Below are 20,317 nucleotides of genomic sequence, written 5' to 3'. Positions count from 1 at the left end.
AGATTAACGTACGTAGTACACTTCCATTTCGCCATCATCTTCATCATCGTCAAAATCGTCATCCTCTTGACTGGCAAGACGTTGTTTACGACGCATTTCACGATAAGCCTCTTTAGCTGCAATGGTTTGTTCACGTGTTTCAGCTTCAAGCTGATCACGGAATGCTTGCATTTCTGCTGCATACTCTGGATCTTCAACTTCGCGTTCGCGCTGTTGTTCAATTTGATCCATTAAATAATAAACGACTTCTTTGGTTCCCTCAGACATCAAGCCTGAAGTCTTAAATACTGGACCCTCCCATTTCAACTCTTCAAGGATGTGATTGCACCACTCATCTCTTGAGTCTTCAGGCAACTGATCTACTTTATTTAAAACCAACACCACTGGGAGTTTTGACAATGTTGGAGAGAACTTTAAAAGTTCATTTAAAATTGCCTTAGCATTATAAGCTGGATCTGATCCATCAATTGGCTGTACATCCACGATATGTAGAAGAATACGAGTACGCGCCAAATGTTTTAAGAAGCGAATACCAAGACCTGCACCTTCTGCAGCACCTTCGATCAAACCTGGAATATCAGCCATTACAAATGAACGGTGACGATCTGCATCTACAACACCAAGATTAGGTACCATAGTTGTAAATGGGTAATCTGCTACTTTTGGTTTTGCTGCAGAGACAGCACGAATAAATGTTGATTTGCCCGCATTTGGCATACCTAATAAGCCAACATCTGCCAAAACTTTCAGCTCTAGGCGAATTTCGCGGAACTCACCTTTGTTACCATGTGTACATTTACGTGGAGCACGGTTCGTTGATGACTTAAAGTGAGTGTTACCTAAACCACCGTCACCACCTTGAGCAACAAGAACACGTTGACCATTTTCAATTAAATCACCAATGATGTCGCCAGACTCAGTATCTACAATTGTTGTTCCTACTGGAACATATAGTGTTACGGATTCACCACCGCGACCTGCACAGTTTGCGCCAGCACCATTTTTACCACGTTCAGCACGAAATCTACGGGTATAACGATAATCTACAAGCGTACTGGTGTTGTCATCAGCTTGAATATATACGCTGCCACCACGACCACCATCACCACCATCTGGACCACCAAATGGTACGAATTTTTCACGGCGAAAACTGGCTACGCCATTGCCACCGTCGCCAGCCTCTACGGTAATGACTGCTTCATCAACAAAGCGCATAATGCCAATCCTCTAAAAACTTTAAAACCGCCTATTCTGCCATATTTTAAAGTATTTCTCGACTATATTTATGCTGGTTGAGAATAAGTTAGCGACTTTTTTCATAAATTGAGTCTTTAATATTTTGGTGTATCACTGCATTAAATTTGATTTATTCATTACTCATTGTTTTATCAAATAACATCATTGGTTTTATTTATTTCTGAAACCACAAAATAATGCCTATAGTGCATTAAATTGCACTCTAAGATTTTGACATGGATCGCTCTGCTACCCCTTTATCCTCACAATTCGTGCTTATTATGGCTTTGGCCTGTGGTGTCTGTGCAGGTTCAGCCTATTTCAATCAACCACTGATTTATTCAATCGAAAGAAGTTTAGAAATTTCGACCAGCCAAGCTGGATTTACCGTGGTTATCGCTCAAGTGGGTTATATGCTCGGACTCATGCTTTTGGTACCCCTTGGAGATTTTTTTAATAAACGAAAACTCATTGTGAGTTTAATGATATTTGCGGCAATTTCGCAGATCCTTTTGTCTTTCAGCTCAGATATTAGCACTTTATATATCTTTACCCTTTGTGCAACATTTGGAGCCATATCAGCACAAGTATTAATTCCATTTGCTTCTTCCATTAGCCCACCGGAATTAAGCTCGGCAGTTGTAGGTAAACTCATGAGCGGATTGGTCATGGGGATTATTTTATCTAGGACATTTGCCGGCTTTGTTTCAACTTATTGGTCTTGGGAAGGCGTTTATTTCATTAGTGGTATTTTGACTTTATGTTTTGCATGTTTAATGTGGAAAAAACTCCCCAACACTCAACCTGCTTCGCATTTACAAGTCACCGATATTTACAAATCACTTTGGAGCATCGCAAAGCATAATCCGCATCTCATACGCCGTGCCTGCGCGGGTGCCCTAGGATTTGGCATTCTCTCAATGGTGTTTACATCGATGACTTTTGTTTTAGGGAGTGCCCCATATCAATTTACTGATTTTCAAATTGGTCTATTTGGTCTGTTAGGTATTATCGGAATTTATTCCTCGAGTTGGTCTGGTAAAACGGTTGGCAAAGGGAAAGAAGAATTTGTCGCTCAATTATGTATCACCTTGATGCTGTTCTCTTGTATTCCATTATATTTCGCGCAACAGAACATCTTCATTTATGCACTTGGCGTGTTGATGAGCTATTTTGGTCTCACGGCATTTCATGTTTTGAATCAAAATCTAGTCTATCGTATTGATGGTCAAGCACGCTCACGAATTAATGCTGTATATATGACCATTTACTTTTCAGGCGCTGCATTAGGTTCTTTAGGTGCTGTCTATGCTTGGGAACATTATGCATGGATTGGTTGCGTTGCTTTGGGATTGTTTTTCTCAATTTTAATTTTATGTATTGATCGTTATGATTTTAAGATCATGAAAACCATATAAACATCTCGCTCAGTACACACTTTAAACTGAGCGATAACGAAATGATGAAATATAACTATCGCGTAATAATTGCCTTACTTTCCAAAATCTCGGGTAAATTTCGCTCAATCCAATGGATCAACTCATTTAATTTCATCGCTGCATTTGAACCCAATACAGTGAGTTGATACTCCACCTTTGGAGGAACTACTGGATAGACAGTGCGCAAAATAAAACCATCTTTTTCTAAGGTTTTTAGTGTCTGAGCCAACATTTTTTCGCTCACCCCCTCAATTCTTTGTTTTAGCTCACTAAAACGATGCACACCATCACTCAAGCAACTTAGGACGAGAACTGACCATTTACTGGTGAGATGCTCCAAAATTTCACGAGAAGGACATTCACTGGATAAAACTTGACCTAATAAATCACTATGCGCATATGTATTCATCATTTTTCTCTTAACAGTTAATAACTTACTTTTAGGTACGTACTTTCATTAAGTAAGTTAACAGATTAATATGCCTTCATCAAGTTTATTTTTTAGCCACAATGAGAGGAAATTAAAATGAAAATTGCGATTACAGGTGCAACTGGTGAATTAGGTCGTTTAGTTGTTCAAGAACTTAAAAAACTTCATAGCAAGCATGAAATTATTGCTTTGGTTCGCAACCCAGAAAAAGCTAAAATTTTATTTTCTGAAGATATTCAAGTACGCAAATTTGATTATGATCAGCCAGATGATCTCGCAAATTCCCTTCAGGATGTTGATAAACTCCTGCTCATTTCTGCCAATGAAATTGGTCGTCGCACTCCACAACATAAGGCTGTTATTGATGCTGCGATTCAAGCTAGAGTTCCTCACTTAATCTATACCAGCTTACTGAACGCAGATCATTCTCCGCTTGGATTAGCCAATGAACATCGAGAAACGGAAAAATTAATACGTGAAAGTTCTATTACCTACACCTTTTTAAGAAATAATTGGTATAGCGAAAACTATTTATCTGCGCTCACCCATCAAATCGAGACAGGCATTGTGTACGGAGCGGCTCAAGATGGTTTAATTAGTTCAGCTTCTCGTTTGGATTATGCCACTGCTGCAGCTCAAATATTAAATGATGAATCCACTCAACATTTCAATAAAGTTTACGAGCTTGCTGGTAGCGAAAGCTTTAGCTTAAAAGATTTTGCGACCCTACTTTCTGAGTTTTCACAACAGCCTGTGAAATATCAAAACTTATCTCCAGAAGATTATCGTCAAGGATTAATTCAAGCTGGTTTACCAGTAGGTCTCATTGACGTCATTGTAGATGCAGATCTTCACACTTCCCATGGTGCGATGTACAGTGAACACAAAGATCTTGAACATTTAATTGGTCGAAAAACCACATCGATTCGTGAAAGCATTCAGCAAGCCCTGAATGCTTAGAGGATAGACTCCCCTTAAAGGGGAGTTTTTACTTTTTAATATTGCGAAGGGGTAAATCCAAGTTCATATCTAAATTCGCCTTTGTTTCTCGCTCCAAGTTATACATTGTTGCTCTAAAACTAGATATATCCTTCATCAAAATTGGATCATTTAAATGCAATACCGGTTTGAAAACATGATCAATATCCACATCAAGCTGCTCATGCAAATCTAAATAGACAGGACCATCAAAATCAATCGTAATCGGAACCTGATAAGTACGCTTTAAATGAAATGGAACTTCAAGCTGAATAGGCAAATCTAAATTTAACGGAAATTTAGGTAAAAGTCGTGTTTTATACACCAAATCTGTTGTTGCACTAATTGGAATCGTTTGATCGATTTTTACTTTCGTTTGATAATCCACACTCACAGAAACAGGGACTTCGACTTTAAACTTGAGATTGGTTTTGTATTTACCCTGCAAATCTAAATCAATATTTTCCTGCACTTTAATTTGTGTATTTAGCGCACCAATCGCTTGTACCTCAAGATAATTCCCAACATCAATTTTGGTCGGCAATGATTCTGATAATTGTACACTTGCATTCTTCGCAGTGACTTGAATGGATGCTTGAATATTGAGATATAGCCAAAAACCTACGGCGACAATGCTTGCCACGATAATAAACAAGAGCGAACCATATCCCACGATTTTTTTAGCACTCATGCTTCTCGAGCTCACTGGGCTTTCACCGATTCAGCAGATTGATCATCCTTCTGAACTTTAATGGGTGATGCTGCTTCCACTTTTTGATTTTTTTGTAATGTTAAGGTATTGAGTGGGATAACCAACTCACCTTTTTGTATTTTAATTGGCAAAGTATTTTGTACGTTGACTGAAGCCTCTAACGCAGTTTTAATTGGTGCATTCAAATGACCTTGTACTGGTATATCCACATCTAAATCCTTATTTAATGGGATGCGTAGATTCTCTTTTAAATCCGCTTGAACAGGTGCTTGAAATTTCAAGTGAACCATTTGATCTAAGGGAACATCCATTTCAACAGGTACATCAAGTTTAATTGGAATCGTCCCTTTCAATGGCAGTGTAATATCTTTGCCCAAAATGCGAACCTTAACTTTAGTATCTACTGCTAAATTTTGATCCACAATCAAATTTTCACGGACTGGAATAACCGTTTTAATTGGTACTTGATTGTCGAAATGAACCATAGGATCCAATGTTTGTTGTACAGGAATAGAAAGATTTTCACGTATAGGAATGGTCGTTTTCACACGACCTGTCACATTCACATCCAAAGCATCATGGATTTGAACTTTCGCTTGCAATGGCTCTTGAAGATCAATATTCACGGCTTGATCTTCAAGTGGAATGTAAATTTTAAAATGTTGAAAAACCCATAAGGCAATTGCTATACCACTCGCGGCAGCCAAAGCAATCAGCACGAAGCCAATGACAAGATATTTGATGCGCAAAAATATAATCCTTTAACACTTATTTTTTTAATCACCTGCTCACAATCCATATTTTATGTGAACAAATACACAATTTTTCAATATTAAACCACTTATTTTGAAGAAACCATATTGCTCTAAAGTCTTAATTACGTAAATTTAGGCAAATAAAAAAGAGCCTCGAAAGAGGCTCTTTTTATGTCTTACAAATTATGCATTTGTTTCAGCAGGAACTTTTGGATAGCTTACGCCGCCCATTTGTTCAGCAATACGCAGAACTTGGCAGCTATAACCTACTTCGTTGTCGTACCATACATATGCTGTTAAACGGTTACCAGACGTAATTGTTGCTTGCGCATCAAAAACACCTGCAGTGCGTGAACCGATAAAGTCAGATGATACAACTTCAGTAGAGTTTGTATAACCAATTTGACCTTGTAGATTAGAGTTGATAGAAATTTGACGAATATATTCGTTCACTTCATCACGATCAACTTCTTTATCTAAAGTCAGATTAAGGATTGCTAAAGACACGTTAGGTGTTGGAACACGTACAGAGTTACCAGTTAATTTGCCTTTAAGCGCTGGAAGTGCTTTAGCAACTGCTTTAGCAGCACCCGTTTCAGTGATCACCATGTTCAACGTTGCAGCACGGCCACGACGGTCAGCTTTATGGTAGTTGTCGATCAAGTTTTGGTCATTCGTGAATGAGTGAACTGTTTCAACGTGACCATTAATCACTGTATATTTGTCATGAAGTACTTTCAACGTCGGTGTAATCGCGTTTGTAGTACAGCTTGCAGCAGAGATGATTGTATCTTCATCAAGAATGTCAGCTTGGTTAACACCAAACACAACGTTCTTCATATCACCTTTACCAGGTGCAGTTAAAATTACACGTGCAGCGCCTGGGCATTTAAGGTGCTGAGCAAGACCTTCAGCGTCACGCCATTTACCAGTGTTGTCAATCACCAATGCATTTTCAATACCATATGCAGTGTAATCCACTTCTGATGGATTAGATGCATAGATCACTTTGATGAATTGACCATTCGCAATAATTGCTTCGTTCTCTTCATCTACAGAAATCGTACCTGCAAATGGACCATGAATAGAGTCACGACGAAGTAAAGAAGCACGTTTCTCTAAATCACCATCTGATGATTTACGAACAACAATCGCTTTAAGATTTAGACCACGACCAAGACCAGACTGACCAATCATAAGACGTGCAAGGATACGACCAATACGACCAAAACCATAAAGCACAACATCTTTATGCTCAACAGATGCAGCATTGCCTTGTAGTGATTTAACAGCGTCAGCAACGAATGCATCTACATCGCCACCTTTTGCTTTAAATTCTACAGCAAGTTTGCCTAAATCGATTTCAGCTGTGCCGATATTTTGTACTTTAACCAATGCTTCGAGGATTGGGAAAGTATCTACAGCAGAAAGTTCAACGTCTAAAACACGTGTACGACGATGAGCTTTAAGAATTTGGATAACCGAGCGGTTAATTAAAGAGCGACCGTATACTGTAGCTACGATGTTTTTTTCACGGTATAACTGACCAACAAGGGCAATCATACGTTCCGCGAGTTCTTCACGGTTTTTCCAGCGACCTTGGTGCTCTGCATGTAGGGCAACGATAGTGTCTTTGCTCACAGATACGTCCTCTAATTAATTGTAAATCTAAGCATAAATTTCAAAACCCCATAATTGTAAAGGAATTAACTCAGAGTTGAAATGAAAACTCGTTTTATTTTTTACTAAAGCAATTTTCTCTTTGTAAAAAATATATTTTAGCAATTGAATTACAAAATAATTTTTTGGATAAATGATTTCATTTAGATATCAAATACTGATCATTAAGCCTACAAATCCAATTTCGTCACTGAGTTACATCCTGTTCAACTAAATACTGGTGAAGCCGAAATATCCTGACTCAACATCATATTTAAATCTTCTAAATTAAAATCTTCTAAGTTTTCTGGGAGTTTGACCAATACTGGAAGCTTAGTTAAACCATTTTGCCCCGAAGGGAATGCATAATGTCGTTCAAACTCACTTGTAGCTGAAAAACTTTCAAATTCAATAAATACACTATATTTTCGATAGTTTTTAGGCACACTTAAAATATCTAGATAAGCCTGCTTCTTGATTTTCACCATGGCCAATGAAGTTTGTTGAAGTTCTTTTTCTAACTTTTCTCCAGCCACCATTCTTTTTAAAAATGAGCCTTGAACTTCAGCATAATCTCGTTTCAAACGCATCGTATGAGACAGCATTTCTCGGTAATCTTGAATATGTTGGCTTAAATCTTCTTGTAATGCATTTAACGGTTTCTTGGAGCGCTCATGCATGACTCCACGCTCATACATATTCAATGGTACAAATATTTCATCTTTACGCTTTTCAAGTAGTTTTAAATAGGCTAACAACTTGTATTCAAACAATTGAACTGAGGAATTAAAAAATAATGAAGGCTGTTGTTTAAAATCTTTATAATTCGCCAGAATATCTGAAAATATGCGATGCACACTTTTAAACAGATGCTCATATTCTTCAATATGTGATAAATGCTGTTCTAAAGCCACCACGAGAGGTTGTAGCAATTCGACAGTCAATGCTTGCTCAATCTTCCGTAAATGCTGTTTGGCTACAAAATCACTATTACTTCCAGCCATCCCTAAATTTTGTGTCAAAAGCGGTAATATCTTCTGTTCAGCAACATCTTCAAATTCTTGCACAATTTGAATGACATCTTTATGCACTTGATGCTGAATAGTAACCATCATCTGCACGTGTTCCATAAACTGTTTGATATACCCCTCTTCATTGTAACGGCGCATATCCAAAACCAACCCATTGAGATAAATTTGCTGGTTGTATTCCATTCGATCTTCAAATAAAAAACGACGGATCGAAAATGGATTCTGTTCAAACTGACTGGTTGGTGCGATGACGAATAGAAATTCAGAGGTTTTAACAATATCAAAGTGTCGAATGGACTGTTCTTTCAGCAACCATTGTGCAAAAAAAGGATGCTCCATGATCGATGAGCTTCTAGGTAGAAGGGGTTTAAACCAATACCCCAATAATTGTTGCTTAATAAATACTTCTATCATAAAGCTCTTAATCTGAGCTGAAGTTAACTGACGAGCTCCAACTGGTGTTTCAAGATTTAATTCACGAATTAACTTAGCAACATCTTGCAAAAAAACCCGACGCATTAACATTTTTTCGCGTTGTAATTTTAAATTGTCCTCAACAGCAATCTGGTCAATTTGATACAGCGCATTTTCCAAATAGTCCGCCACTTGTACGCAATCCGTCATCTCCTTCAACCATTGGATAGATTGACATAACTTTGCTGCAATGGAGCGCATTCTTTCACTAGAAAAACTGTGCTTTAAAATTCCCAGCGACGTCGTGACTTTATATTCGAACGTGTTATTCACACGATTCCAAAATATATCTTTAGGTTTTAGAATTTGACGATCAATTTCTTCGCGAACATCACTATCAGAATGTTGAAATATACGCTCTAAGAGTCTTTGCCAGTTTAAATCCAGACTAGGCTCCATCTGTAATAATGCTGCTCTTGTTTGGTACTGAATCATGATTGTTAAATTAGAATTATTATTGATTTAATAAATTTATCACATTTTTATATTTTAGTTAATTGTGTCACAAATATTTTTAAAGAATAAGTAATTATTCTTATCATTCAGTCAAAAACTCTTATGTACAACTCATCCTTATGTAATGATATGAAACTTAGTGCTCATCATTTTGGGCTAGACGCGATTGTAGTTTCTTATGTTGATATTGAAGTAACTTTTCAGTTCTTCTTTGACGATAGAGATAAATTGCACCCTCCAAAATAAGGAGCAATACAGCAAACCAAATTGGAATATAAGTCAACCATTCTCCTGCTTCCACGCGTTCACCCATTGCCATTGATGCTCCTGCCAACAAAATCGGCTCTAAATAACTCAATAACCCAAAAATCACAAATGGAAGATATCTGCTCGCCAAGATGTAACTTCCAAGCCCTAAGGCACTTAAGCAACCTAAACCTAGTACGGCTAAAATGAGATATTTAAACTCAATAATCAGGGGCAATGTGTTTGAATAAAAAAATGCTAGAAAAATAGCAACTGGAATCACCAGCAATAAATCCCACCAGAATCCACCTAAATGATCTGTTCCAAATTTTCTTCTTAAAAAAAAGTAGATCGGATAAGCCACAGCAACATACATGGTCTCCCATGCCACAGTACCGATGCGCCAGATTTCATGGCTGACACCAAGAATTGCAAAAAACACAGCTGCAATTTGCCACTTTGAGAGCTTTTCTTTGTAAAGAACGCAACCAAAGAGAACCATCACCAGAGGCAACAAAAAATATCCTAAAGAAACCTCAAGCCCCCGACCATTGATTGGCCCCCACAAAAATAACCAGAGTTGAGTTGTACACAAAAATGAACTGATCAAGAGCCAAATTAAAATAGATGGTTGTTTGCAAATTTTATTATAAATTTCTCGAACATATTTTAGATCACCCGACCACCACATAAACAGCGTTAAGAAAGGTAACGTGGCTAACATTCGCCAAGCAAAGGTTTGCTCGCTGTCTAGTGGTCTAAGAAAATACGTATAAAAATATAGCACCCCAAATGTCACTGATGCCATAACTGACAATGCTATACCTTTTAACATATCTGAACCTAAATTTTACCAAACGATATTATAGCTAGAATTCGTAGCAATAGATGTTGATGCATAAAAAAACCACGCCTTAGCGTGGTTCTCATCATTTTCAACATTATTTTGTTGAACCAGGTGCTTGACCCGTTTGCTTTGTACGTATCACATCGCTTAAGTCATAACCAACGGATTTAGCATAATCAAGATACTCATTCACAACTGCTTGATCAGGATTATGCGTGCGAGAAAGCACCCACATATACTTACGTTTAGGCTCACCCACAAGTACAGTTTGATAATCCTCATCCAGTTTCAGCACCCAATAATCTCCACGACCAACTGGTAACCATCGAATAGCACTCGGCAAGAAACTAACTTTCAATTTTGTATTAAATGGCTGATTTTGTACAAATGCCTCACCCACTGACTGAGTAACTTTACCGTCAGCAGTAAAACAACGGTTATCAACATTGACATTACCATTTTCATTTAATGTATATGTCGCAGTCACATCACGATCACACTTGTTTTGGAAATAAAGTGGCTTACGTGCTACTTCATACCAAACACCTAAGTATTTATCGAGTTCAACTTTTTCAACAGTATTGAGTGGCTTGTCCTGAGCATAAACCATCGTTGCTGCCCCTAAACCAACCAATAAGGCACCACCCAATACAATCTTGCTAACATTGAAACCAGCTGATGGGAGATTCTTGATCATCTAAATAACCCCTATTTATTGAATTTGTTTGTGAGTATTAATTTACTCTTCAACAATAACGGTTATTTTTCGGCTTAATGTTACGTTATGTGATGATTTTACAGTGTTTTCTGTAAATTAAATCACTGAATTAACTGTGCTTTTAAACGCACGATCTCATCACGGAAACGCGCTGCTTGCTCAAACTGAAGCTCTTTCGAAGCTTTGAGCATTTCCTTCTCTAATTTAGCCAAATGTTTTGCCAATAGTTTTGGATCGGAAACTATATGGCGCTCATCCGCACTTAATGCACGTGCTTGTCCCGATACACTCTCATCAATTGACTCATCATCATACTCTTCACCAGTATCAATTTCTTTGATGACTTGGCGGACTGCTGAACGCGGAGTGATGCCATGTTCTAAGTTAAAATTAATTTGTTTGGTACGGCGACGCTCCGTTTCATCAATTGCTTTTTGCATTGAATCCGTAATCCGATCTGCATATAAAATAGCCTTTCCTTCAACATTTCGAGCAGCACGACCAATGGTTTGGATAAGTGAACGTTCTGAGCGTAAAAAGCCTTCTTTGTCGGCATCTAAAATTGCGACTAAAGATACCTCAGGCATGTCTAAACCTTCACGGAGTAAGTTAATTCCAATCAATGCATCGTAGACACCTGTTCGTAATTCATGAATGATCTTCACACGTTCAACAGTATCGATATCAGAGTGCAGATAAGCCACTTTGATCCCGTACTCTTTTAAATATGACGTCAAATCTTCAGCCATGCGTTTGGTTAACGTTGTGACCAAGACACGTTCATTTTTATCTTTACGTTGATTAATCTCCGAAAGGACATCGTCCACCTGAGTCAATACTGGACGAATCTCAATAACGGGGTCAATCAAACCTGTTGGACGCACCACCTGCTCGGCAATTTGTTCTGATTTTTCTAATTCATAATTGGCAGGCGTCGCACTGACATAAATTGTAGTAGGAATAATACGTTCCCACTCTTCAAACTTCATTGGTCGATTATCCAATGCACTTGGCAAGCGGAAACCATAATTCACTAGATTTTCTTTACGTGATCGATCTCCTTTATACATCGCACCAATTTGAGGAACCGTAACATGCGATTCATCAATAATAAGTAATGCATCCTCAGGCAAGTAGTCGAAAAGCGTTGGCGGGGCCTCTCCAGCTGGTCGACCTGATAAATGTCTCGAGTAATTCTCAATACCATTGGTATAACCAAGCTGTTGCATCATCTCAAGGTCATATCGAGTACGCTGTTCGATACGTTGAGCTTCAAGCAATTTATCTTCAGCTCTGAAATATGCCAAGCGCTCTTTGAGTTCTTCACGAATCGTTTCGATGGCACGCTGCAAGTTATCTTTAGGCGTCACATAGTGACTTTTAGGATAAATCGTGATTCGTGGGACTTTACGAATCATTTTTCCAGTCAAAGGATCAAACCAGCGGATCGAATCCACTTCATCATCAAATAGCTCAATCCGCACTGCATTTTGTTCTGACTCTGCGGGGAAAATATCAAGAATTTCTCCACGAATTCGATAAGTACCTCGTAAAAATTCGAGTTCATTACGCGTATATTGCATTTCTACCAATCGACGAATCAACTCATCACGGCTGACTCGATCACCTGTCACAATATGTAAGAGCATATTCATATATGCGTTAGGATCACCTAAACCATAAATGGCGGACACCGAAGCAACGATAATGGCATCCTTACGCTCAAGCAAAGCACGCGTTGCGGACAACCGCATCTGATCGATGTGATCATTAATAGCAGAATCCTTCTCAATAAAAGTATCAGATGATGGTACGTATGCTTCTGGCTGATAGTAATCGTAATAACTTACAAAATACTCAACAGCATTATGTGGAAAAAAAGCTTTAAATTCTCCATAGAGTTGAGCCGCAAGGGTTTTGTTGTGTGCCATTACAATAGTAGGACGTTGTAATTGCATAATCACATTCGCCATCGTATAGGTCTTACCAGAGCCTGTTACCCCTAATAGCAATTGATCCTTAAAACCTTGTTGTACTCCTTTAACAAGTTTCTCAATTGCTTGAGGTTGATCTCCTGCAGGCTCGTAATTAGTTACTAATTCAAATGGACGACTGTCACTCACTCGATAATTCTCGCTATACAGATGATAAAAATATGCAATAACACTGGTAATGCATGGCTTGCTTGCTCAAATCTTTATGATTTACTCATCTGATGATGAGGGTGAAAACCATAAATTCAATCAATTTTACTTGACCCTTACAGCAATCAATTGCACCATGAACTTAAATTGCATGTTGATGTAAAAAACTATGACTTACCAATATCACGATGAAACGATTATCAACAGTTTAAATGAAGATACAGTATTTGTATTTGGTAGTAATTTAGCAGGCACGCATGCAGGTGGTGCTGCAAAAATTGCACTTCAACATTTCGGTGCGGTTAAAGGTGCTGGCCGCGGCTGGGCTGGACAGAGCTATGCAATACCCACCATGAATGAGCATTTGCAACAAATGCCTCTATCCCAGATTGAACACTACATCAATGATTTTAAGATCTATACAAAAAACCACCCCAAGATTAAGTATTTTATTACAGCCGTTGGTTGTGGTGTAGCAGGTTACAAAGTTGCTGAAATAGCACCCATGTTCAAAGGTATATCAAAAAATGTGATTTTCCCGATTTCATTTAAACCTTTCGTTGAACGAACCTTTCCTAAATTAAGCCAACCTTTATTACATGCCATTTTTTCTTCCGAACTACTGTTCGCAGATTCTTTAGAAACGGCATTTGAGCAACTTAATTTAAATGAATCTGAAAAGAAACTAGCCAATATTTTGATCGAAACGCCGATGTTCCCCGTGGACAGTAATGGACGTGAACGCATATTTGAAATCGAAGATATCCTCTATCATCTAAAAGATCAAACCTTCCAATATGAACCTAAGTCCGATCGTGCATTCATGATGGGTGGTGTGGTATTGGCTTTACTTGAACTCTACCAAATGAATGAACAAGATTTTGTTGATGTTTGGCAAGGGCTTAAGTCAATTTCTGCGCCAAAACCTGAGCATCGAGCAAAAAAATCAGTTTAATAAGATGTTGATTTTATAAGATTCATTCACTTATATTGTATAAATGAATGAATTTTAAACACCAAGGCTCGCATCTATGGATCATTTAGATCTGACCATCTTTGATTTATCTCCAATTGCGATGTGGCTACAAGACTTCAGCGGTGTTAAACAAATTTTTGAACAATGGACTGCTGAAGGTATTGAAGATATTGAAGCATATTTGATGGAGGATCACAGTCGTCTCCACCTTTGCTTGAGTACGATTCATACCTTACGTGTTAACCAAAGTACGCTTAAACTGTATGAAGCAAAAAACTTAGAAGAAATTTTAGAAAGTTTTCAGAAGTTCCTTCATCCTGAAGTCAGCACTTTCCAAATCCAATTTTTCGTATCACTTTGGAAAAATACTGAACATCATATTCCAGTGATCAATTATACGACCAATGGAAAGCGTTTAGATGTTCAATTACGCGGTATGAAATTAAAAGGTTATGAGGATAATTGGAAATGCCTACTCATGACCACCGAAGATATTTCCCAATATCAAAAAGCACGTCATTTTGCCGAATCTTTATTTACTTATAATCCAACAGCACTATGGATCATGGATTTTAGCCAAATTAAAAAAAGATTTGAGCTGCTCCGTTTGCAAAACATTGAGAATTTAGACCAACACATTCATCAACATCCAGAATTTGTTGTGGAATGCTTTGAGCAAATAAATTTCATTGATGTCAATGAAGCGGCGCTCAAACTTTTTGCTGTGAAAGATAAATCTCAATTTTTACATCATTCTCATGATTTATTTGATATTAAACGTTTGGAAAATTTTAAAAGCCAGTTACTACAATTGTGGAATCATGAAGAATATCAACAGCGAGAAAGTAGTTTCTACAACGCGAATGGAGAACAAATCTTCGTTTTAGAACAATTAAATATTTTTCCACATAATTTAGATGATTGGGCGGTGATACAAGTCGCCCTTACAGATATCACTGAGCGAAAAAAATTAGAAAATCACTTACATTATTTGGGTCAACATGACATTTTAACGGATTTACATAACAGAACTTTTTTTAATGAAGAAATTGAACGGATTGAGCAACTTGATCTCTATCCAGTGTCTTGTATTTACATTGACATGAACGGTTTAAAAATCATCAATGATCAGTTCGGACATGATGTCGGTGATCAGTATCTAAAAAACTTTGCCGAAATTCTTCAATTTGTCACCCACAAAAAAGATTTTTCAATTTCTAGGATAGGTGGTGATGAATTTGTATTGTTAATGCCTCATGCCGATGTTGAGCAAGTTAAAATCCTAGTTCATGATCTTGAAAGTCAAATACATCAACATAATCTAGATCACCCTCATCTTTCTATCAGCGTTTCACTCGGACATGCCACAAGACTTAAAGGAGAAACCTTAGAAGATATGTTACGCCGTGCAGATAAATGCATGTATATTAACAAGCATCATTTTTACCAAAATAAAAATCTAACGAATTAAGCATAGGATTTAGCTCAATGTTAGCTTAGCTTAAAAAAGTGTCTTAAATCACGTAAATAATAAAAAATTTGAATTTTATATCAAAATAATTTAGTGCTATATTATCCACAATTTATTGTTTTAAAAGAAAAGTTCAAGGATAGTTATGGAGATACTTGATTCATCAATTTTTGATTTATCTCCTATCCCAATGTGGTTGGAAGATTTTAGTGCCATTCAAACCATCTTTAACCAATGGCGTAGTGATGGGGTCACTGATTTAGCTTTACATCTGCAGCAAAATCCAGATCTTGTGACTTTATGCGCACATCAAATTAAGATTGTTAAAGTAAATCAAAAAACTCTCGATCTTTTTGAAGCACAAAGCCTTAAACATCTCACACAAAATTTAAGCACCATTTTCCAACATCAAATGTTTGATGCACATGTAGCGGAATTAGTTGCACTTTGGAAGGGTGAATTAGAGTTTACAAGTACAACCACTAATTTCACCCTGAGTGGTCAACCCTTAGACATAAAACTGCGAGCTGTCGTTTTACCTGGTTCGGAACAAAGTTTAGACCGTATTTTGCTTACTACAGAAGATATTAGTGGTTATATGCAAGCTCGGCGTTTAGAAGAAAAAAATCGTCGATTAGCTGAAGCAAGATTTAGTTATTCACCCACATCATTATGGGTTGAAGACTTTAGTCGCATTAAATTAAGACTCGATCATCTTAAATCAATTGGTATTGATGATTTCAGAATTTTTTTAGATGTCCATCAGGATTTCGTAAAACAATGCATTGAAGACATTGTATTACTAGACGTCAACCAAGCAACATTGGATTTGTTCAAGGCATCGACGAAATCAGATTTATTTCAAAATCTAAAAAAAGTTTTCTCGAAAGAAATGCATCAAACTTTTAAGGAACAATTGATCGAACTATGGAATGGGAAAATTCATCATAGTCGTGAAGCGATCAACTATGCTTTGGATGGTTCAATTCGATATGTTTTACTTCAATTCACTGTGTTTCCAGGTTATGAAGAAGATTGGGGACTTGTACAACTTGCCCTAACGGACATTACAGCGCGAAAAAAAGCTGAGAGCTATTTAGAATATTTAGGTAAACACGACGTTTTAACAAAACTCAAAAATCGCTCGTTCTACACTGAAGAAATCCATCGATTGGAACGCGCACTTATTCGCCCAGTTTCTGCAATTTTTCTAGATATGAATGGCCTTAAACCGATTAATGATCAATTTGGTCATGATGTAGGTGATGAGATTTTACGCAGAATGGGTAATATCTTAAGTAGAACGATTCACAATACCAGTTATACAGCCTCTCGAATTGGAGGTGATGAATTTGTTATCCTGATGCAAGGTGCAAATGAAACTACCGTTCAGTCGACGATTTTGACCATTCAAGAATTATTGAATATCGATAATCAATATTATTCTAACCATATCATCAGTGCATCAATGGGATTTGCTACAAGCCTTGAGAATGAAACAATTGAGGATATGTTAAAGCGTGCAGATCAATCCATGTATGATCACAAGAGACAATACTACAAATATTTATCCAATAAAAATCAATAGTTTACAATATTTATATTTTTAGATCATACATTTTATTTGCCCTTGAAACACTAGTCATTGCACTGGTGTTTTTTTTTGAAAAAAATCAATCTTATTCAGTTCTCATATAAGCTTTACTATATTTTTCATTAAATTATGACAAAAAATTCATGATCTTGTCTAACAAAAGCAATTGATTTTAAATTAATAAAATGTGATTCTCATCACACTTTAATCACAAACAATGATTAAAAACACTTTATTTTTATAAGAGACTATAACAATGGCTTTGTTCAATTATAAATCATTCGATTACTTACCTAACTTTAAATTAAGTTCAGTTCTCTCAATTCCAGCTCAACTCGTTGGTAATGGTCTAATCGCTGCCACCAATGCTGTGAATACTGTTCTTGATGTAGTATCTCCTATTGGTTTAGCAGGTAATGCTTTACTTGGCAAACCTTTCGAAGCAGTGCACGAACTTGGTGATAAAATTATTGATGCAGCTTCAGATGCAGTGAATTCAGTGGGTAAAGCACTTGGTGCAACCATCGAACCGAATGACACTCATCATAAAAATGAGTGGGAAGACAAAGAACTCAGCTTAGATAACATTTTAAGCCTTCCTGAGGATTTAATTGGAAACACCATTATCGGTGCAACCAATATTGCCAATGATATTCTTGATGCTGCTGCACCGATTGCTATTGCAGGAAATGCGCTTATCCCTGGTTTTGATGTTGTTCATAAAGCTGGTGATACGATTATTGATGCTGTCTCTGATGTGGCTAATGACATTGGCTCAGCGATTGGCGGGACAATTGAACCTAAAGATACTCATTATGATAATGAATGGTCTCAAGAGCTTCCATCAGCTACTGAAAACCTAAAATCAATTGTGAATACAGTTGCAAATCAAGTTGAAAATGCACTTGAACCTATTTTCGATTATGTTCCTGATTTCAAATTTAGCTCAGTACTTTCTATTCCAGCTCAGTTACTAGGTAATGGTTTAGTCACGACAGCAAATTTAGTCAATACAGTTTTAGATGTGGCTTCGCCTATTGGCCTAGCAGGTAATGCTCTACTTGGTAAACCATTTGAAGTTGTTCATGAGTTAGGTGACCGCATTATCGATGCAGCATCGAATTTACTCAGTGGTGCTGGTGAGGCCCTCGGCTCAAATGTAGAAGCAAAAGATACACACCACAAAAATGAATGGAAAGATGGCGAACTTAGCCTTGATTCAATTTTAAAAATTCCAAGTGAACTAATTGGTAATTTGATTATCGGCAAAGATGGCATCGTGAATGATTTATTAGATAGCGTTGCGCCATTGGTTAAAGTTGGTGATAAATTCATTCCTGGTTTCGAAGAAATTCATAAAGCCGGTGATGCAATCATTGATCAAATTTCAGACATTATCGTAAATATTGGTAAGGATATTGGTGCCACTCTTCCACCTTCAGACTCACATTTTGATCGAGAATGGGGGCAACCAAAACAACCAGATCAATCTAATCCATCAGATGACGGTCGTCCTAAATTCTACAAAATTGACAATCAATTAAGTTACCGTGTAAGTGAATCTGCATTTAAACAAGTTCAAGAACTATATAACAAGTTTATCTCAACTGGTTCTTTACAAGGTAAAAATTTCTGGCGCCCTATTTATACCGTGATCAAAGAAGATTTAGCATCAAATGATGCAGTTGATCAGGGTACTAAAAACTGGTTAAAAGTTGCTGAAGCTGTTGCAATAGCTGATCCTCAGAGCTTCCTTTATCAATACGTTCGCTTAGGAACAGGTAAATCACTCGCAGATAAAGGCATCTATATTACGGATGAACAATTCTGGCAAGCATCAAATGTATTGATCAAAACTTTAGCTGACAATTTCTTGAATGGCGTTAAAAATGCTGATGGCGAGACTGTTGTTCCAGCAGGATATTTACCAAGCTCTGATGGTAAGTTTGGATTGGTACTTATGGATGCAACTCAAGCTCTTGAAAACTTGGGTGGCGAGCTAGGTGATTGGACAGGTATCACACCATTAAGTATTCTTGATCACTATTTAGGTGTGGATACTTCACAATTGAACGGTGGTGATAGCCGTCCGTTTACTTGGTATTTAGAGCTATTAGGTGATGTGGTTAAAGCGAACTTAAAAGCTGGTGCGAGTATCTTTGATGTTGTGAATCAAATCGTGACTGAGGGCTTAAACTTCGTTGGACAATTCATCAAAGGTGAAATATTTGATGATGGCTTCTCTTCACGTGATCAACTTGTAAATACATTGACTCAACTTGCTTACGCATATGCAGGTGATTTAGCTGGTTCTGTAGCAGTAGCGACAAACTTATTTAACCCTAACATCAACATTATTACCACTTACTCAGTTTTAGGACGTACCTTAAATGGTAAAGATGGTAATGACATCATTAAAGGCGGTGTCGGCAATGATACGCTTGTAGGTGGTAAAGGTGATGACTTGCTCTTTGGTGGTTGGGGCAATGACATTCTTAAAGGTGGTGAAGGCATCAATGTCCTTGTAGGTGGTCGTGGTGACGATACCTATTATGTGCAATCAAAATATGATTTCGTACTTGAACACAACTATGAAGGTACAGACACCGTCATAAGTTCTGCAGATCAGTATCAATTAACTGAAAATGTTGAAAACCTTACGCTGATCAATCCAATCAAAGAACTTTTGATTGCTGGATCAGAAATTCAACAAAGTGGTACGGGTAACCAATCTGACAACATTATCACAGGTAGCAAATTCGTAAATAACGAATTAAAAGGCCTCGCTGGAGATGACACCTTAATCGCAAACGGGGGTCTAATTAACATCTTAAATGGTGGTATTGGTAATGACAAATTGTATGGCGATCTTGGTAACGAGACATACTATTTTGATCAAGGCTTTGGAGTAGATACAATCTATGAAAAAGGTGGTCAAGATACCATTCAATTTGGTGCTGGTATCTCAATTGATGATTTACTCGTTCAAGACTCTGGGAATGATCGTATCATCAAACTTAAAGATTCTTCTGATCAAATCACTATTAAAGATTGGGCAAAAGGTGAAGCACATCAAGTTGAATCAATCGTATTTAAAGACGGTTCTACATTCAACTTACTGACTCTAGATCAAAGCTTAAGTTACGTGTAA

Annotated in this window: 15 protein-coding genes; 6 read left to right on the top strand and 9 right to left on the bottom strand. The window is 37.3% G+C overall.

The features are described 5' to 3' along the window. Positions 1-3: 3 nt before the first annotated feature. Positions 4-1,215 (bottom strand): Obg family GTPase CgtA, encoded by a 1,212-nt coding sequence (cgtA, locus tag AC1M89_RS05240; protein ID WP_092767039.1) that lies wholly within the window; start codon positions 1,213-1,215, stop codon positions 4-6. A 257-nt stretch (positions 1,216-1,472) separates the two neighbouring features. On the opposite strand from cgtA, the gene AC1M89_RS05235 reads away from it, so the two are divergent. Further along, positions 1,473-2,654 (top strand): MFS transporter, encoded by a 1,182-nt coding sequence (locus AC1M89_RS05235; protein ID WP_092767040.1) that lies wholly within the window; start codon positions 1,473-1,475, stop codon positions 2,652-2,654. Between the two features lie 55 nt (positions 2,655-2,709). On the opposite strand, the gene AC1M89_RS05230 is transcribed toward AC1M89_RS05235, so the two are convergent. Further along, a complete protein-coding gene (locus AC1M89_RS05230; RefSeq protein WP_092767041.1) occupies positions 2,710-3,084 on the bottom strand; it encodes a winged helix-turn-helix transcriptional regulator in 375 nt (124 codons plus the stop codon). A 117-nt stretch (positions 3,085-3,201) separates the two neighbouring features. Here AC1M89_RS05230 and AC1M89_RS05225 point away from each other — a divergent pair, with 117 nt between their 5' ends. After that, positions 3,202-4,065, top strand: coding sequence for an SDR family oxidoreductase (locus tag AC1M89_RS05225; RefSeq protein WP_481614010.1), 864 nt, complete (start codon positions 3,202-3,204; stop codon positions 4,063-4,065). A 28-nt stretch (positions 4,066-4,093) separates the two neighbouring features. Here AC1M89_RS05225 and AC1M89_RS05220 read toward each other — a convergent pair whose 3' ends face one another. From AC1M89_RS05220 to uvrB, 7 genes are all read right to left on the bottom strand, one after another. Next, entirely contained in the window at positions 4,094-4,774 is a 681-nt protein-coding gene (locus AC1M89_RS05220) for a hypothetical protein (RefSeq protein WP_481614009.1), read from the bottom strand. A gap of 11 nt (positions 4,775-4,785) precedes the next feature. Beyond that, on the bottom strand, positions 4,786-5,544 hold the full coding sequence (locus AC1M89_RS05215) for an MFS transporter (RefSeq protein WP_481614008.1): 759 nt from the start codon (positions 5,542-5,544) through the stop codon (positions 4,786-4,788). Between the two features lie 189 nt (positions 5,545-5,733). Then, the gene (locus tag AC1M89_RS05210) at positions 5,734-7,191 is read right to left on the bottom strand and encodes a glyceraldehyde-3-phosphate dehydrogenase (protein WP_180028420.1); all 1,458 of its coding nucleotides are present in this window, start codon (positions 7,189-7,191) and stop codon (positions 5,734-5,736) included. Between the two features lie 245 nt (positions 7,192-7,436). Further along, on the bottom strand, positions 7,437-9,149 hold the full coding sequence (locus tag AC1M89_RS05205) for a hypothetical protein (RefSeq protein ID WP_092767046.1): 1,713 nt from the start codon (positions 9,147-9,149) through the stop codon (positions 7,437-7,439). 157 nt (positions 9,150-9,306) lie between these two features. Next, positions 9,307-10,251, bottom strand: coding sequence for an EamA family transporter RarD (gene rarD, locus AC1M89_RS05200; RefSeq protein WP_481613013.1), 945 nt, complete (start codon positions 10,249-10,251; stop codon positions 9,307-9,309). Positions 10,252-10,357: 106 nt separating this feature from the next. After that, positions 10,358-10,960, bottom strand: a complete 603-nt coding sequence (locus AC1M89_RS05195) for a lipocalin family protein (RefSeq protein WP_481591429.1) — start codon at positions 10,958-10,960, stop codon at positions 10,358-10,360. A 122-nt stretch (positions 10,961-11,082) separates the two neighbouring features. Next, the gene (gene uvrB / locus AC1M89_RS05190; RefSeq protein WP_481591428.1) at positions 11,083-13,104 is read right to left on the bottom strand and encodes an excinuclease ABC subunit UvrB; all 2,022 of its coding nucleotides are present in this window, start codon (positions 13,102-13,104) and stop codon (positions 11,083-11,085) included. 190 nt (positions 13,105-13,294) lie between these two features. Here uvrB and AC1M89_RS05185 point away from each other — a divergent pair, with 190 nt between their 5' ends. The 4 genes from AC1M89_RS05185 (at position 13,295) to AC1M89_RS05170 (ending at position 20,317) form a co-directional block, all read left to right on the top strand. Continuing rightward, positions 13,295-14,080: an A1S_2505 family phage non-structural protein gene (locus AC1M89_RS05185; RefSeq protein ID WP_481608838.1), complete on the top strand. Its 786-nt coding sequence runs from the start codon at positions 13,295-13,297 to the stop codon at positions 14,078-14,080. A 76-nt stretch (positions 14,081-14,156) separates the two neighbouring features. Continuing rightward, entirely contained in the window at positions 14,157-15,572 is a 1,416-nt protein-coding gene (locus AC1M89_RS05180; RefSeq protein ID WP_481614007.1) for a diguanylate cyclase, read from the top strand. A gap of 145 nt (positions 15,573-15,717) precedes the next feature. Then, positions 15,718-17,160: a sensor domain-containing diguanylate cyclase gene (locus AC1M89_RS05175; RefSeq protein ID WP_481614006.1), complete on the top strand. Its 1,443-nt coding sequence runs from the start codon at positions 15,718-15,720 to the stop codon at positions 17,158-17,160. A 262-nt stretch (positions 17,161-17,422) separates the two neighbouring features. Next, complete coding sequence (locus tag AC1M89_RS05170; protein WP_481614005.1) at positions 17,423-20,317, top strand: calcium-binding protein; 2,895 nt, start codon at positions 17,423-17,425, stop codon at positions 20,315-20,317.

This window comes from Acinetobacter sp. ANC_7635, assembly GCF_056779945.1.
This window is presented reverse-complemented; position numbering and strand designations above follow the sequence as displayed.

Coding starts and splice junctions, on each gene's coding strand:
- cgtA (WP_092767039.1), bottom strand. CDS start 1,215: ATGCGCTTTGTTGATGAAGCAGTCATTACCGTAGAGGCTGGCGACGGT.
- AC1M89_RS05175 (WP_481614006.1), top strand. CDS start 15,718: ATGGAGATACTTGATTCATCAATTTTTGATTTATCTCCTATCCCAATG.
- AC1M89_RS05180 (WP_481614007.1), top strand. CDS start 14,157: ATGGATCATTTAGATCTGACCATCTTTGATTTATCTCCAATTGCGATG.
- rarD (WP_481613013.1), bottom strand. CDS start 10,251: ATGTTAAAAGGTATAGCATTGTCAGTTATGGCATCAGTGACATTTGGG.
- AC1M89_RS05230 (WP_092767041.1), bottom strand. CDS start 3,084: ATGAATACATATGCGCATAGTGATTTATTAGGTCAAGTTTTATCCAGT.
- AC1M89_RS05225 (WP_481614010.1), top strand. CDS start 3,202: ATGAAAATTGCGATTACAGGTGCAACTGGTGAATTAGGTCGTTTAGTT.
- AC1M89_RS05235 (WP_092767040.1), top strand. CDS start 1,473: ATGGATCGCTCTGCTACCCCTTTATCCTCACAATTCGTGCTTATTATG.
- AC1M89_RS05185 (WP_481608838.1), top strand. CDS start 13,295: ATGACTTACCAATATCACGATGAAACGATTATCAACAGTTTAAATGAA.
- AC1M89_RS05205 (WP_092767046.1), bottom strand. CDS start 9,149: ATGATTCAGTACCAAACAAGAGCAGCATTATTACAGATGGAGCCTAGT.
- AC1M89_RS05170 (WP_481614005.1), top strand. CDS start 17,423: ATGGCTTTGTTCAATTATAAATCATTCGATTACTTACCTAACTTTAAA.
- AC1M89_RS05220 (WP_481614009.1), bottom strand. CDS start 4,774: ATGAGTGCTAAAAAAATCGTGGGATATGGTTCGCTCTTGTTTATTATC.
- AC1M89_RS05195 (WP_481591429.1), bottom strand. CDS start 10,960: ATGATCAAGAATCTCCCATCAGCTGGTTTCAATGTTAGCAAGATTGTA.